General features: G+C 69.8%; 13 protein-coding genes. 3 read left to right on the forward strand and 10 right to left on the reverse strand.

Features of this window, described 5'->3' with window-relative positions:
* Position 1: 1 nt before the first annotated feature.
* Both CHC09_RS06425 and CHC09_RS06435 read left to right on the forward strand, forming a co-directional pair.
* Positions 2-1,159: an LCP family protein gene (locus CHC09_RS06425; protein WP_089292060.1), complete on the forward strand. Its 1,158-nt coding sequence runs from the start codon at positions 2-4 to the stop codon at positions 1,157-1,159.
* A 420-nt stretch (positions 1,160-1,579) separates the two neighbouring features.
* The gene (locus CHC09_RS06435; RefSeq protein WP_239138198.1) at positions 1,580-2,482 is read left to right on the forward strand and encodes a diacylglycerol/lipid kinase family protein; all 903 of its coding nucleotides are present in this window, start codon (positions 1,580-1,582) and stop codon (positions 2,480-2,482) included.
* A 293-nt stretch (positions 2,483-2,775) separates the two neighbouring features.
* Here the strand turns inward: CHC09_RS06435 and CHC09_RS06440 are convergent, their stop codons facing one another.
* The 5 genes from CHC09_RS06440 to CHC09_RS06460 form a co-directional block, all read right to left on the reverse strand.
* Positions 2,776-3,078 (reverse strand): Rdx family protein, encoded by a 303-nt coding sequence (locus tag CHC09_RS06440; protein WP_089292061.1) that lies wholly within the window; start codon positions 3,076-3,078, stop codon positions 2,776-2,778.
* Positions 3,079-3,108: 30 nt separating this feature from the next.
* The gene (locus CHC09_RS44950; protein ID WP_143232226.1) at positions 3,109-3,687 is read right to left on the reverse strand and encodes a hypothetical protein; all 579 of its coding nucleotides are present in this window, start codon (positions 3,685-3,687) and stop codon (positions 3,109-3,111) included.
* Positions 3,688-3,776: 89 nt separating this feature from the next.
* The gene (locus CHC09_RS06450) at positions 3,777-4,304 is read right to left on the reverse strand and encodes a pyruvoyl-dependent arginine decarboxylase (protein ID WP_089292063.1); all 528 of its coding nucleotides are present in this window, start codon (positions 4,302-4,304) and stop codon (positions 3,777-3,779) included.
* A 104-nt stretch (positions 4,305-4,408) separates the two neighbouring features.
* Entirely contained in the window at positions 4,409-4,843 is a 435-nt protein-coding gene (locus CHC09_RS06455) for a MarR family winged helix-turn-helix transcriptional regulator (protein WP_089292064.1), read from the reverse strand.
* A gap of 4 nt (positions 4,844-4,847) precedes the next feature.
* Entirely contained in the window at positions 4,848-5,720 is an 873-nt protein-coding gene (locus tag CHC09_RS06460; protein ID WP_089292065.1) for an alpha/beta hydrolase family protein, read from the reverse strand.
* A gap of 23 nt (positions 5,721-5,743) precedes the next feature.
* On the opposite strand from CHC09_RS06460, the gene CHC09_RS06465 reads away from it, so the two are divergent.
* Positions 5,744-6,661: an endonuclease/exonuclease/phosphatase family protein gene (locus CHC09_RS06465; protein WP_089292066.1), complete on the forward strand. Its 918-nt coding sequence runs from the start codon at positions 5,744-5,746 to the stop codon at positions 6,659-6,661.
* On the opposite strand, the gene CHC09_RS06470 is transcribed toward CHC09_RS06465, so the two are convergent.
* The 5 genes from CHC09_RS06470 to CHC09_RS06490 form a co-directional block, all read right to left on the reverse strand.
* On the reverse strand, positions 6,645-9,410 hold the full coding sequence (locus tag CHC09_RS06470) for an AbfB domain-containing protein (RefSeq protein WP_089292067.1): 2,766 nt from the start codon (positions 9,408-9,410) through the stop codon (positions 6,645-6,647). The genes CHC09_RS06465 and CHC09_RS06470 overlap by 17 nt on opposite strands.
* Positions 9,411-9,422: 12 nt before the next feature.
* Positions 9,423-10,400 carry an ABC transporter permease gene (locus CHC09_RS06475; RefSeq protein ID WP_089292068.1) on the reverse strand — a complete coding sequence of 326 codons (978 nt, stop codon included), beginning with the start codon at positions 10,398-10,400 and terminating at the stop codon, positions 9,423-9,425.
* 2 nt (positions 10,401-10,402) lie between these two features.
* Positions 10,403-11,359: an ABC transporter permease gene (locus CHC09_RS06480; protein WP_089292069.1), complete on the reverse strand. Its 957-nt coding sequence runs from the start codon at positions 11,357-11,359 to the stop codon at positions 10,403-10,405.
* Complete coding sequence (locus tag CHC09_RS06485; protein WP_089292070.1) at positions 11,349-12,863, reverse strand: sugar ABC transporter ATP-binding protein; 1,515 nt, start codon at positions 12,861-12,863, stop codon at positions 11,349-11,351. Before CHC09_RS06485 ends, CHC09_RS06480 begins: the two co-directional genes overlap by 11 nt.
* 68 nt (positions 12,864-12,931) lie before the next feature.
* Positions 12,932-14,020: an ABC transporter substrate-binding protein gene (locus tag CHC09_RS06490; protein ID WP_089292071.1), complete on the reverse strand. Its 1,089-nt coding sequence runs from the start codon at positions 14,018-14,020 to the stop codon at positions 12,932-12,934.
* Between the last annotated feature and the right edge of the window lie 283 nt (positions 14,021-14,303).

Genomic DNA, 14,303 nt, shown 5'->3' on the forward strand with positions numbered 1-14,303 from the left:
TTTGCCCACGACGAGCAAGCGCCGACGCCGCACCCCACGCTGGGCCCTCTGGACCGCAATCTTCGGGTCGGTGCTGCTGGTCGCCGGCGGCGGCGGGGTGATCGGCCTGAAGGCGACGCTGGCCGCGGCCACTTCCAAGATCGATCAGGAGAGCCTGATCCCCACGACCGGGCCCAACGAGCCGGAGAAGACGAACCTCAGCCTGGAGGGTGCCAAGAACATTCTCCTGGTCGGCATCGACCAGCGGCCCGACGAACTCAACGGCGAGCCGGTCCGGTCCGACTCGATCATCCTGCTGCACATCAACAAGGACCACCGCAGCGGCTACATGATCTCCCTCCCGCGCGACAGCTACGTCAGCATCCCGGCGTACGACAACGGGGTCCAGTCGTACGCCGGCGGCCACGACAAGATCAACGCCGCGTTCGCCTTCGGTTCCCGCGGGCTCAAGAAGAAGGAAGCTCTCGCGGGCGGCTTCGAGCTGCTCACCAAGACCGTGAAGGAACTCACCGGGATCACCCCGGACGCCGGCGCGATCATCGACTTCAAGGGCTTCCGCGAGGTCGTGAACATCCTGGGCCGGATCTGCATGTACGTGGACACCACGACCACGTCGATCCACCTCGGCAAGGACGGCAACGGCAACACGGCCAAGCCGTTCCGCATCAATTCGGACGGCACGATCAACAGCAGGATCTCGGGCGTGACGCCGAACATCTACAAGAAGGGCAACCGCTGCTTCAACCCGTCCCAGGCCCTCGACTTCGTCCGCCAGCGTGACCTGCTCGAGGACAAGTCCCTGGACTACGGCCGCCAGCGGCACCAGCAGCAGTTCTTCAAGGCGATCATCAACCAGGCGCTGAAGGACGGCATGAACTCGCCGACCAAGCTGCCGAAGATCCTCGGCGCGTTCGGCAAGGCGATGACGGTCGACACCCGCAAGATCCCCCTGGTCGACTGGGCGATGGCGATGCGCGGCATGAACCCGGACACCCTGATCACCATCAAGACCAACGCCGGCAAGCTGAACTCGGACACCATCAACGGCAGAAGTGTCGAGTTGCTGAGCGAGGACAGCATGGACATGCTCAAGGCGGTCAAGAAGGACACCATCAAGAGCTTCCTGATCACCCACCCCGGATTCATCGCCACCTCCTGACCCCGTTTAGCCGTTCCCTGGATGCCCCGCGGACCGTGATCCGTGGGGCATCCGTGTTTCCGCAGTTTGCCGACCTGTTCGGAGGGACACGGGCAGCGACCGCGCTTGCCGGGGCGGAGGCTTCTCCAAAGGCAGATGCGCCTTCAGAGGCGGAGGCGCTTCTCCGCCCACAAAGGCTTCCCCCAACAGCGGAGGCTGCTCCAAGCGCGGAGGCTGCTCCAAGCGCGGAGGCTGCTCCAAGCGCGGAGGCTGCTCCAAGCGCGGAGGCTGCTCCAAGCGCGGAGGCTGCTCCAAGCGCGGAGGCTGCTCCAAGCGCGGAGGCTGCTCCAAGCGCGGAGGCTGCTCCAAGCGCGGAGGCTTTATCAACGCGGGCGGCGGCGAGTCGTCTGCGCGGGAGGGCCCGGCGGATAGGGTCGGCGGGTGCGGAGCAAGCAGCAGCTCACCGAGGACATCCGGCGGGAACGCCGGGCGGCACTCGTCGTCAACACCCGGTCGCGGCGTGGGCGGGAGTTCTATGAGGACGCCCGCCGGCGGCTGCTCACGGCCGGTTTCCAGCTGCTCGCGGACCATGCCCTGGAGCAGTCCGGGGAGCTGGAGCCGCTGCTCGCCGACGCACTGGACAAGGGGCCGGACCTGCTGATCGCGGGCGGCGGTGACGGGACGATCAGCACCGCCGGCCGGATGCTCGCGCACCGGGACGTGGCGCTGGGCCTGCTGCCGCTCGGGACCACGAACAACTTCGCCCGCACCGTACGCGTCGAACCGGATCTGGACGCCGCGCTCACCACCCTGATCGACGGCAAGGTGATCGATGTGGACCTGGGGCTGGCCGGTGACACACCGTTCACCAACCACGTCGGCGTCGGCCTCTCCGCCGCGGTGATGACCAGCGCCCCGCCCCGGCTGAAACGGCTGGCCGGACGGCTGGCCTATCCGATCACCGCGCTCGGTCTGCTCGCCCGGCACCGCCCCCTCCGTGCCATGATCCGGGCCGAGGGCCACGAACTGGAATTCCACACCCATCAGCTGTACGTCGCGAACGGCGGTTTCCACGCCGGCCGCCCGATCACCGCGGACGCGCACGCCGACGACCGGCTGCTGGTGGCGCGTACCCCGTGGGTGGCCCGGCCCGGCGTGAGCTGCTGCGCGAGACAGCCCGCAACGCCACCACGGGTCACCGCCGCACGCTGCGTGAACGCCCGTTCCTCGCGGTCCGCGAACTCTGGCTGGAGACCGACCGGCCGGCCCCGGTCGAGGTCGACGGCGAACCCCGCGGCACCACCCCGATGCGGATCGCCGTCGACGCCAACGCCCTGCGCGTGATGGCTCCGGCGGACAGCCCCGACCTCTGAACAGCGGGAGCCGCCGCATCCCCTCCGTCCAGGCAGCCGGGGACCGGGCGCCAAAGCAGGCCGCGGGCCGAAACCCCGGCCGGAAGGAACGGGAGGACCGTCCGATCCGGATCACCGAGACCGGAGTCGATCGGCGGCGGTCGGGGAGTCCCCACCGCCGGAATGACCGCAGTCAGCCGGCGACGAGCGGAGAGTCCCCACAGCCGAAGCGACCACAGTCAGCCGGCGACAAGCGGAGAGTCCCCGCAGCCGAAGCAACCACAGTCAGTCAGTGACGGGCGGAGAGTCCTTGCGGTCGGAGTGACCGAGGTCGCGGTCGGGGGCCACCCGGTCCCGGACCATGCGCTTGAGCTGCGGAAGGTCCGGAAAGCCGTCAGGTTTGCGGTTCCACAGGACCTCGTCGTCCAGGCGGACCTCGAAGACGCCGCCGATGCCCGGCACCAACGCCACCTCGCCGAGATCCCGTGGGAACGTGGTGAGCAGTTCCTGCGCCAGCCACGCGGCCCGCAGCAGCCAGCGGCACTGTGTGCAGTATTCGATCTCGAGGCGAGGCGTCCGGTTCGTCACAACGACCGAGTATGCCCGGCGCCCGGCAGCTCAGGCGCGGGCCGGACGAAACAGCCAGGACAGGACGGCGAACGCGGCCACACCGGCCACCAGCAACGACGTGAAGCCGGACCAGTCCGCCAGCCCGTAGGCCGCGCCGAGCGGGACAGCGAAGCCGACCGCCAGGACCGGGACGAAACGCCAGTCCCGCTCACGGCCCCTGCCGCCCTGATCGCCGATCCGGAGGAACACCACGCCCGATACCGCCCAGACGCCAAGAACGAACACCAGCGCACCCACGGTCCGATCATCCTCGAATCCGCCGGCTTTCGGGATCCGACTTGCGCGCCACCACCCGCCGGAGGACAACCCGGCACGAACCGCGTTTGCGTCTTCAGTTGTCGCGACAAACCTGGTGTGCAGGAAACGACTCGTTTCCGACCCAGCCTTGGGCCCCGCCGCGAGCGGGGCCGTCGTGTGTTCAGGGCCCGGCCATGGAATGCGCTTGGCCGCCTTGACCACGACGGCGTCCAGCGCGGAGGCGATGGCCTTGACTCCCGGGCCGTCGCGGAGCATCGCCGCCACGCAGTACCAGTCGAGGCTGTACGACTCGTCGAGGTAGGCCAGCAACGGGGACTTCGTTTGCTGTCCGATAGGGATTCCTCAACGACTCGAGGCCCCACCCCCGGTGGGGGTGGGGCCTCGAAAAGACCAGTCGGTCAGTTCATCGCGGGAGCGGTGGTCGCCGTGACGCCCTTCCAGGCGATGGTCTCGTACGGGGCGAGGACCAGCACGCAGGTCGGCTCGCCGTCGCAGACGGCACCGTGGACCACGAAGTCCGGGCCGTCGAACTCGTCCTCGTGACCCTTGACCAGTTCCCGGAGGCTGGCCTTGATCTGCTCGGTGACGAACGCCTCGCTGGTGCCCTCGTGCTCGACGAACAGGCCACCCTGCCCGTCACGCCGCTGCACCCAGCCGATCCCGGCCCACGCCTCTTCGCCGATCTGGGTGGCGTGCTGCTCGGCGTAGACGCAGAACAGCCGGTCGCCCCACGCGCCGGTCGGAACGGGCGCCTTGCCGCTCGCGTCGACGCTGGTGCCGGGCGGGATGACGCTGGAGAGGCGGACCAGGTTGTAGAAACCGCATTCCATCGCCACCAACGCGTCATGGAACGCGGCCAGCGAGGTCGTGCCCTTGCCGATGGCGCGAACGACGGGAATCTGGTCGTAGACGACGGAGTCAGTCATGGGTCTCCTAGGAGGCGGCGGGAGGAAGGAACTCACCAAGTGTGCGGAGTTCTCCACCCAGCGCCGATCCTCCGGAGAGGCCGGAGAAAATGACCGACAGTTACCTAAAGTAACGGCTCCCGCTGGTTCGAGACCCGGGTCACGTGCTCCAGCCAGCGTTGGATCACCGCCACCTCGGCGTCGTCGAAGCCGGCGGTGAGCTGCACGTTCAGGTCGTCGACCAGGTCCCGGGCACGACCGACGGCGGCGTGCCCGCGCGGGGTCAGGGCGAGCCGCGCGGCCCGGGCGTCGGCCGGGTCCGGGGAGCGGGTCACGCAGCCGCCCCGTTCCAGGCGGGCGACCAGGCCGCTCATCCCGGAGGGCGACGCGCCGAGGGCGGCGGTCACGTCTCCGATCAGCGCGTTCTCGTGACCGGCGAGGTAGAAGAGCACGCCGGCACCGGCCGCGCCGATCCCGGTGTCCCCGGAACGGGCGTCGATCCAGCGCCGGACCGCGCGGTCGGCGTTGAAGAGCAGAAAGATCAGGCGAGGCAGGCGCACGCGGTCATCTTGTCGCCTTCGCCGCGTGGGCGTGCAACCAGGCCAGCAGTTCCGGCCAGACGGCGTCCCGCATCGAGCGGCGCAGCAGGCCGTGGTGCCCGATCGCCGGCACGCCCGCGCCGGCCGGTGTGTACGTCCGTCGCTCCACTTCGGCCCCGGTCAGGTGCCGGGTGAGCGCGTCCATCTGCGGCGGGGTGGACCACGGATCGTCGGAGGTGCCGACGGCCAGGACCGGTCCCGTCACGGCGGCGCTCCGCTCCCGGGCCCGCATCGACGGGTCGTCGAAGAAGTAGTTCTCGAGCCGGGCCCAGGCACCCCACTGCTTCATCGCGGCGGCCGGCAGGTCCTCACCGAGCCCCATCTTGCTGGCCGGGACGTATCCGAGGAGGCGGCCGAAGGCCGGGCCGAGCACGTGCAGCAGCAGCCGCACGCGGGCCCGCTCCAGGCGGCTGGGGATGGTGCGCAGGTTCGCCAGGTGGGAGGCGACGATCACCGACGCGGCCAGGCCGGTGCCGGCGGCGCCGAGGGCGATGACGTGCCCGCCCAGGCTGTGCCCGAGGGCGAGCCGCGGCAGGCCGGGGAACCGCTCGGCGGTCCACGCCGCGACGGCCGGCGCGTCGGCGCTGATCCAGTCACGCATGCCCAGGTCACGGTGGTCGCGTGGGGCACCGGACAGGCCGGTGCCTCGATAGTCGTAGGTGACCGTGGCGATCCCGTTCCCGGCGAGGTATTCCGCGAACGAGGCGTAGAAGCCCTGCGGGGTCGCGGTCGCCGAGTGCACGACCAGGACGGCTTCGGGGGACGCGGGCGAGAAGATGGTGGCCGTGATCGCACCCCCGGTCGCGACCGGGATCCGTACCGTCTCGTTAGTTCGCATGCGAACTAAGATAACATCTCCCGATGCCGGTCCTGATCGTCGCTTTCCTGGCCGCCGCCGTCCTGGTCCTCCACCGGCTGATCCCGAACGCGATCGGCAACCTGGGCAGCCTCGTCGAGGCGTTCCTGCCGTGGCTGGGTCTGGCCGTCCCGGCGCTGCTCGCCCTCGCGGCGCTGCGGCGCTCGCTGATCGGCGTCGCGGCCGTCCTGCTGCCGCTCACCGCCTGGCTGGCGCTCTTCGGCGGTCACCTGCTCCCCCGTGACACCCCGGCGCCGGACCTGATCGCGGTGCAGCACAACGTCAGCGACGAGAACCCGGATCCGGCCGCGACCGCCCGCGCGCTGCTCGAGGCGCACCCGGACCTGGTCGCGCTGGAGGAGGTGCTACCCGCGGCGGAGCCGGCCTACGCCGCCGTGCTCGACGCGGAGTTGCCCTTCCACACCATGTGGGGCACCGTCGCGCTCTGGTCCCGATTCCCGCTCGCCGAGGCCGCGCCGGTCGACATCCGGCCGCACGACCTGGGCACGGACTGGAATCGCGGGCTGCGGGCCGTCGCCCGCACCCCGTCCGGGGACCTCGCGGTCTACGTCGCCCACCTACCGTCCGTACGGGTCGGCGCCGCCGGACTCACGTCCGACCGGCGTGACGAGAGCGCCCGCAGACTCGGCGCGCTGGTGGCGGCGGACCCGGTCGCACGGCTGCTCGTCCTCGGCGACCTGAACACCACTGTGGACGATCGGGGCCTGCTCCCGATCAGCCGCGGCCTGACCGCCCCACCGGCCGACTTCGCCCTCACCTGGCCCGCGTCGGCGCCCGTGGCCCGCATCGATCAGGTGCTGGCCCGCTCGATGACGGTGACCCGGCTGCGGGCCCTGCCCCGGACGGCGAGCGACCATCGGCCGCTCGCCGCCGAGGTACGGTTCGCTACGCCCAGCCGGTGACCACATTCCAGCTGGAGTCGGCGGAGAGCTGCTGCGGCCGGTTCCGATCGGCGCCGGTGCCGGCCGAGATCCACGCCTGCGCGTCGAAGTGCCGCAGGTAGCTGCCCGGGAAGTTGATCGACTCGAAGGTCACGCCGGGGCCACCGAGCCCGGGGCGGGCGCAGAAGGTGGCGTCCGAGGCGAACAGTGCCGAGCCGTCGTTGCCCGCCAGCCGGATCCGGCTGTCGGCGTGCCGCAGGTACTGACCCGGGTAGTTGACCGATTCGAACGAGTAGCAGGACGAGTCGGCCAGACCGTGCCGCAGGGTGAAGCTGGCGTCCTGTTTGAGCAGGGCGCTGCTGCCCGCGTCGACGTGCTCGGTCCAGCCCAGGCTGCTCGCGTGCCGCAGGTAGCGGTCGGTGTAACCCCAGGTGGTGACCTGCAGGGAGCGCCGCACGTCGAACGGCAGCAGCACCGAGCTACGCCACTGCGCCGGGTTGGCGACGTTCCACGTGGCGTCGGCGGCGAACAGCGCCGAGCCGTCGTTCGCGGCGAGGTACACCAGCTCCGACTGGTGCCGCAGGAACGAGCCGGGATAGTTGTACGACTCGAACGAGATTCCCCCGGCTGCCAGCCCGGTACGCGAGCACCAGGTGGCGTCGGCCCGGAACGTACCGCCGGTGTCCGCGTCGATCCGCACCCGCCCGGAGGCGTGGCGCAGGAACTTCCCGGGGTTGTTCACCGACTCGAACGAGTAGCAGCGCGGGTCGGCGAGGCCGGCCACGGTACGGAACGACGCGTCCTGCCGCGCGGTGTCCCCGGAGATCACGTCGGTGCGCGCGAGCGAGTCCGAGTGCCGCAGGTACCGGTTGGTGTAGCCGGTCGTGGTCACCTGGAACGACCGGGTGTGCCCGAGGGTGAGCGGGACCGCCGCGTTCTGGTTCTTCGACGCGTTGATCAGGTTGGTCAGCGCGGTCCGCACCTGGTTGGTGTCCACCTTCTGGACCTGCCGGTCGTACGTGTAGAGGCCGTTGTACTCGCCCTCCACGTCGGTGATCTCGGTGTAGACGGACCCGGAGAGGCCCTTCGAGGTCATCAGCCGCTCGGAGTCCCGGATCATCCCGGTGAACCGGTCGTTGAGGTGCGCGTTCGAGGCCATCTGCTCGTACGCGAAGTACTGCCCGTTGGGGCTGTACTCGTGACCCGGCGTGCGCAGCCCGAGCCCGCCGAACTCGCCCAGGATCGACACCCGGGTCGACGACGGCACGGGCGCGTCCGGCCCGGTGTACATGTGCCAGTCGATGATGTCGCCGGTGCCCGGGTCACCCTTGGAGTTGCAGCAGTTGAAGCCGCTGTGCGGGTTCATCAGCCTGGTCGGGTCGTACGCCTCGAGGTCCCGGGTGACCCGCTGGGTGTCGGCCAGGTTCCACTCGCCCCAGCCCTCGTTGAACGGCACGTACGTGATCACCGCCGGGCTGAACCGGTGCTCGTCGATGATCTCGCGAGCCTCCTTCTCGAACTCGGCGATCTGCGCGGCCGTCTTGGTGGCGTCCCCGCCGGACGGGATGTCCTGCCAGACCAGCAGCCCGAGCCGGTCCGCCCAGTAGTACCAGCGGGCGGGCTCCACCTTGATGTGCTTGCGGACCATGTTGAAGCCCAGGTCCTTGTGCTTCTGGATGTCCGAGGCGAGCGCCGCGTCGGTGGGCGCCGTGTACAGGCCGTCCGGCCAGAAGCCCTGGTCGAGGGTGCCGGCCTGGAAGACGAACTCGCCGTTCAGGGTGGGCCGCAGCACGCCGTTGACCAGCTTCGTGCCGACCTCGCGCATGCCGAAGTAGTTGACCACCTGGTCGACGGTCGCCCCGCTCGCGTCCCGCAGCGAGACCCGCAGGTTGTAGAGGTAGGGGTCGTCGGGTGACCAGAGCCGGGCGTTCGGCACCGGGACGGTGAACTCGGTGGCGGCGCCGGTGGTGCTGCCGACCACCGTGCTTCCGGAGAGCGCCTCCGCGACGATGCTCGAGGCGGTTCCCCGGGTGAAGACCTTCACCCGGACCGTCCTGGCCGCGATGTTCGGATAGATGTCGACCGAGTAGATCGACGTCGTGGCGGTCGGCTCCAGCCACACCGTCTGCCAGATGCCCGAGGTGGGCGTGTAGAAGATGCCGCTGGGGTTGTTCGTCTGCTTGCCGACCGGCTGCTCCTCGCCACGCCCGTCGGTCGGGTCGTACACCCGCACGACGATCTCGTTGTTCCCGCTGATCAGCTGCGGGGTGATGTCGACTTCGAAGCGGTCGTAGCCGCCCTTGTGCGTGGTCACCTGGGTGCCGTTGACCCAGACCGTGGCCTCGTAGTCGACCGCGCCGAAGTGCAACTGCACCCGGCGGCCGCTCCACGCCGCGGGGACGGTGAACGTGCGGCGGTAGAACATCAGGTCACGGCTGTCGTTGCGCATGATCCCGGAGAGCGCGGACTCGACCGGGTACGGCACCAGGATCCGTTCCGGCAGCGTCTGCCCGATCGGCGGGGCGGCGTTGCGGTCGACCGTGTCCGGGTTCAGGAACTGCCATTCGCCGTTGAGCGACTGCCAGTCCGGCCGGGTCATCTGCGGGCGGGGGTACTCGGGAAGCGGGTTGGTGGTGGAGACCTGGCTGGTCCAGGGAGTGGTGAGCGGCGGGGTCTTGGGGGTGACGGCCGCGGCCGGTGAGCTGGTGGCGACGATGCCACCGGCTGCCAGCGCTAGTGCGGCCACCGCTCGGAGGACGAGGGCGCGCATGCTGCTTGCTCCTTAAGGAGAATGGGTTCGGCGGGCCCGTACCAGATAGGTCTGGGCCACAACCACGACGGCGAGGAAACCGCCGCTGATCACCTGTTGCCAGTTGCTGTTGACGTTCCCGACCTGGTTGATCAGGTTCTGGATGACGCCGAGCAGCAGCACACCCGCGACCGTTCCGGCGATGGAACCGGAGCCGCCGGTGAGCAGGGTGCCGCCGATCACCACGGCGGCGATGGCGTCGAGCTCCATGCCGCTGCCGAGCACGGTGACGCCGGAGCCGAGCTTGGCAGCGTTGATCGCCCCGGCCAGCCCGGCGAGGAGGCCGGAGAGCAGGTACACCCAGACCTTGACGCGGCGCACCGGCAGGCCCATCAGGGCGGCGGCGTCCTCGCTGCCGCCGATGGCGTGCACGGCGTGCCCGAACCGGGTTCGGTTCAGCGTCAGGATGCCCAGTCCGACCAGGACGGCGGCGAGCCAGACCGGGTACCCGACGCCGAACAGCGAGCCGGTGCCCAGCTCGTGGAACGCGTCGCTGCGGACCAGGTAGGTGGTCGATCCCTGATCGCTGATGCTGCGCATCAGCCCGCGGGCACCGAGCAGGGCGGCGAGGGTGACGATGAAGGGCGCCATCGCGGTACGGGCGATCAGCACCCCGTTGAGCACGCCGATCGCCCCGCACAGCAGCAGCGGCGCGGCCAGGGCGGCGAGCATCCCGTACTGCGACGCCCAAGCGGCGACCACCCCGCCGAGCACGTAGAGCGAGCCGACCGAGAGGTCGATCCCGCCCGTGATGATCACGAAGGTCATGCCGAGCGCGATCAGCATCGGCGGGGCCGCGGCGACCAGGATCGTCCCGGCGTTGTCCGCGCTGCGGAAGCCCGGGAACGTGGCCAGACTGATCACCACCACGGTGACCAGCACCGCGAGCGCGCCCTGACGCTGCACCACCCCGGCGAGACGGCCGGGGCCGGCGGGGAGTGTGACGGACATCGTCACCGGGTCCTCCTCTCCCGGGCCACGTAGACCGCGAGCAGAATGATCACGGCCTGCACCATCTCGGTGGTGGACGGCGGGAGGTCGTGTTTGATCATGGTTGCCACCACCAGTTGCATGAGCAGGGCGCCGGCCACCGTGCCGAGCACCCGGACCCGGCCGCCGGTGAGCGGGGTCCCGCCGACCACCACGGCGGTGATCGCGGAGAGCTCGATCAGCAGGCCGACCGCCGACGCGTCGCTGGACTGGATCCGGGCCACCGAGAGCAGGCCGGCGATCGAGGCGAGCACGGCGCAGAACACGTAGACGCCGATCAGCACCCGCTTGACCGGGAGGCCGGCCAGTTCGGCGGCGGGCCGGTTGCCGCCGACGGCCAGCAGGCGGCGGCCGAAGACGGTACGCCGGATCACGAACGCGACCACCAGCACCACCAGCGCGGCGATCCAGACCAGCACCGGCACGCCCAGCAGGTCACCGGAGCCGAGGTAGAGCAGGTCCTCGTTGCGGATGTCCCGCAGGCGGCCGCCGGAGATCACCACGGCCAGGCCGCGACCGCCGACGAAGAGCGCCAGGGTCGCCACGATCGGTTGCAGGCCGACCCGCGCCACCAGGAGACCGTTGATCAGCCCGACCGCCACGCCGGCGAGCAACGAGACGACGATCGCGGCGATCACCCCGTACCCCAGGTAAAGGGGTATGAAGGCGGCGGCGAGCGCCATCACCGAACCGACCGAGAGGTCGATGCCCTCGGTGCCGATCACCAGCGCCATGCCGAGCGCGACGATCACCACCGGGGCCGCCTGGATCAGCTGGATCCGCAGGTTGCTCAGGGTCAGGAAGTACGGCGTGAACGCGATGTTGAATACGATCAGCAACAGGATGGCGGCGTAGACGCCGTAGCGCGGCAGCCAGCTCGCGCTGAACGCCCGCGGGCGGGTGAGGGCTTCAGTGGTCATCCGCGGCCTCCGCGATCGTGGCCATCAGGGCCTCGGTGGTCACCCGGTCGCCGGTGAGGGTGCCGATCACCGCACCGTCGCGCAGCACCACCACCCGGTCCGCGCCCTCGACCAACTCCTCGGCGTCGGAGGAGACCAGCACGACGCCGAGCCCCTCGGCGGCCAGCTCGTCGATCAGCGCCTGCACCTCGGCCTTGGCGCCGACGTCGATGCCCCGGGTCGGCTCGTCCAGCAGCAGCACCTTGGGGTCCGTCGCGAGCAGCCGGGCCAGCAGCACCTTCTGCTGATTACCGCCGGAGAGGTCACCGACCGCCTGGTCCGGGCCGGCCGCCTTGATCCGCAGCCGGCTCATGTAGGTGGCCACCACCTCGTCGATCTTCTTGTCGCTGACCAGGCCCATCCTGGTCAGCCGGGGCAGGATCGCGAGGGCGATGTTGTCCCGGATGGAGAGCCCGGGGACGATGCCCTCGGCCTTGCGGTCCTCCGGCTGGGTGGCCACGCCGGCCCGGACCGCGCGGACCGTGCCGGACCGGCCAAGTTTGACGCCGTCGACCTCGATCTCGCCCGAGTCGATCGGGTACGCCCCGCCGATCGCCTTGATCGTCTCGCTGCGGCCGGCGCCGAGCAGGCCACCGAGCCCGACCACCTCGCCCGGGCGTACCTCGAAGCTGATGTCGTGCAGCCGGGGCCGGCTGGTCAGGCCGGTCACCCGGAGCACCGGCCGTTCGCCTGCGGGGGCCGGGCCGTCGTCGGCGGACTTGAAGCCGGTGAACTCCGCGCCGAACTCGCGGCCGAGCATCAGGGAGACCAGCTTGCGGCGGTCCAGGTCGGCCATCCGGCCGGTGTGCACGAGCCTGCCGTCGCGCAGGATCGTGACCGCGTCGCACACCTGGTAGAGCTCGTCCAGCCGGTGCGAGACGTAGATGATGCCGATCCCCCGGGCGTGCAGGTCGCGGATCACCCCGAAGAGCGTCTCCACCTCGCGCGGCTCCAGTGACGAGGTGGGCTCGTCCATCACCACGACCTTGGCGTCGATCATCACGGCCCGGGCCAGCGCGACCATCTGCTGCGCGCCCAGGGCCAGGGTGCCGAGCCGGCGGCGCACGTCGGCGCGCACCCCGTAGCCGGCCAGGATCTCGGTGGCCTCGCGGACCATCCGGGTCTCGTCCAGCAGCCCGAACCGGTTGCGCGGTTCGCGGCCGAGGAACAGGTTGTGCGCGACGCTCATCAGCGGGACGAGGTTGACCTCCTGGTAGATGGTCGAGATCCCGGCACGCTGGGCGTCCAGCGGGGTGCCGAACCGGGCCGGTTCGCCCTGGTAGCGCAGCTCGCCCCCGTCCGGCTGATAGACGCCGGTGAGCACTTTGATCAACGTCGACTTGCCGGCGCCGTTCTCCCCCACCAGCGCGTGCACCTCGCCCGGGCGCAGGGTGAAGGACACCCCGTCCAGAGCACGTACACCAGGGAAGATCTTGGAAACGCCGGCGACTTCCAGCAGCGTCATACGCCGCCCTCCTCGGTGCCGGGCGGGCACCCGGCCGGACGGCCCGGGTGCCCGCAGGAAAGCGCTCTCTAGTACGCGCTGCCGATGTCGCTCTTGGCGTTGGACTCGTCGTAGGCGCGGTCCTGGATGACGATGTCCTGGCCGACCGGCGTACCACCGAAGAACTTCGTCGCGGTCTCGAAGGCGAGCGGGCCGAAGCGCGGGTTGGACTCGATGACGGCGGAGATCCAGCCGTCCACGATCCCCTGCACCGCGCCCTTGGTGCCGTCGATCGAGACGATCTTGACGTCGCCGGGCTTCTTGCCGGCGCCCTTCAGCGCGGTGATCGCGCCCAGGGCCATCTCGTCGTTCTCGCCGTAGATGCCGTTGATGTTCGGCTTCGACTGCAGCAACTGCTCGGCGACCTTCTGGCCGTCCTCGCGGGAGAAGTTGCCGGTCTGCTCGAACGTGACCTTGATGTCCGGCGCGACCTTGGCGATCTCGTCCTTGAAGCCGCTGGTCCGCAGCGTGGTCACGTTGTTGCCGGGCGCGCCCAGCAGGATCGCCACCTCACCCTTGTTGCCGAGCGCCTTGGCCATCGCGTCGGCCGCCCGCTTGCCCTGCTCGGCGAAGTCGGAGCCGATGAAGGTCAGGTAGTCCTTGCAGGCGGACGCGTTGATCTTCCGGTCGATCGTGACGATCGGGATGTGCTTCGCGGACGCCTTGGCGAAGACCGAGTCCCAGCCGTCCGAGTTGAGCGGCGCGATGACCAGCAGCTGCACTCCGGAGTCGATCATCTGCTCGACGTCGGCGATCTGCTTGTTGAACTGTGAGTTCGCGTTCGAGGTCTTGAGGTTGGTGATGCCCAGCTTGGCGGCCTCGTCCTTGATCGACTGGGTCTCGGCGATCCGGAACGGGTTCGCCTCCTTCTCCGACTGGGAGAAGCCGACGGAGGCGGTCTTCAGGTCGATCTTGCTGGCGCCGTACTGGTCCGCGGTGCAGGTGGCGGCGCCCGGCGCGGCGGACTGCACCACCTGCGACGCGACCGGCGCGGCACCGGTGCCGGTCGTGGCGCCGGAGTCCTCGCTCTTGGCACAGGCGCCCGCGCCGAGCAGGAGGGCGGCCGCGGCGAGGCTGGCGGCGATCTTAGGGCGCGCGAAACTTACGTTATTGAACATGGAGCCCCCTCAAAGCCAAACGGCTTCACACGCAAACGTTAGTTGATCATTCACTTGTCCGATCAGGAACCAACACATTCACCCATCGACGTTCGTTATCTGTCAAGACCCCGAACTGTAACGGAGGTGAAATGGGAGGTTCGCGCAGCGTGACGGGTGGCGCGGCGGACGTACGCCCTCCAGGGGTTGATCTTGGTCTTAACAACCGAACCGCAACCGTCGGCGCTACCCGGTTGCACCCGACCACTTGCACCTTGGCTTCCACGCACCGGTCGCCCAGGAG

The sequence above is a fragment of the Actinoplanes regularis genome (genome assembly GCF_900188005.1).
Classification (GTDB): Bacteria; Actinomycetota; Actinomycetes; order Mycobacteriales; family Micromonosporaceae; genus Actinoplanes; species Actinoplanes regularis.